Below are 1,057 nucleotides of genomic sequence, written 5' to 3'. Positions count from 1 at the left end.
ACTTACTTATTCTATTTTTCTAAATTCGGAGGGTGAAAAACCTGTATGTCTTTTAAAGAATTTTCCGAAAAAAGATTGATCGCTAAAATGTAAAATATCACCGACCTCCGAAATACTCAGACTAGAATCGGTGAGCAACAACTTAGCCTCCTGAATCACAAAATCATCGATTAATTCGCCTGCACTCCTTCCTGAAACCTCCTTTACGGTTTGTGTCAAATACTTAGGATTAACATTGAGCTCATTGGCATAATATTGTACATTTCTTTGTTCTTTAAACTTTTTTTGGAGCATATTTACAAACTGCATTACCAGATATTCTTTTCTGGTAAAAGTTGAGTTCTTGATGGGAGCATATTTTTGCGCAATACCTCCAAGCTCATAGAGAAAGATATTGAACATATTTTTGAGGATTTCTTTTCCAAAAGGATGTTCCTTTTGACTATGAAAGCGAAAAGACAAGACTTCTGTTATCTCTTTCATTCTCATAAAATCAGGTAAATCTGGGCTCCATAGTGGTGAGCTTTGGTATGAGATATAATTAAAAACCTCTGGCAAATTTTTGAAATCGGCTACTTGTGCTAAAAAATTAGGGGTAAAGGCAACTCCCGAAATGATCGAACCTTCTGAAGCACATAAGGAGCGTTTGATGTCGTTTGGGGCAGTAATCACAAGCTGATGTTCATGAACTTTGTATTCATGATTATTAATATCGATCACTATTTCGCCATGCAGCACCAATATCACAAAGAAAAATTCTGTTCTATATAGATAATCAAACTTTTCATTTTCGTATACCTCCGTATCTACCTTCACCACAAAATCTTTTGAAAAAGACTCAACATCAATCGAATGCTCCTGAACGAAGTCCAAGAGGTTAAATACGGGAATATCTTTTAATTTATTTGCCATGAATACCTGAACAATACTTTAAGTAATAAATTGACAACTCCACTACACTGGAAAATAGTTCCATGAAATTTTTCAGAAAAAAGGATAATAATAAGTAATCGTGCAGAATTATATTTAAGTTTTGTGTTTTAGGGACAAGGCAACA

The 1,057-nt window shown here is 34.2% G+C and carries 1 protein-coding gene; it reads right to left on the bottom strand.

The window, feature by feature from the left end; genetic code table 11:
- Positions 1–6: 6 nt before the first annotated feature.
- Positions 7–912, bottom strand: a complete 906-nt coding sequence (locus ACOVQ4_RS01630; RefSeq protein WP_421818921.1) for a helix-turn-helix domain-containing protein — start codon at positions 910–912, stop codon at positions 7–9.
- Positions 913–1,057 lie beyond the last annotated feature (145 nt).

The sequence above is a fragment of the Flectobacillus sp. genome (assembly GCF_049240685.1).
Taxonomy (GTDB): Bacteria; Bacteroidota; Bacteroidia; order Cytophagales; family Spirosomataceae; genus Flectobacillus.
This window is presented reverse-complemented; position numbering and strand designations above follow the sequence as displayed.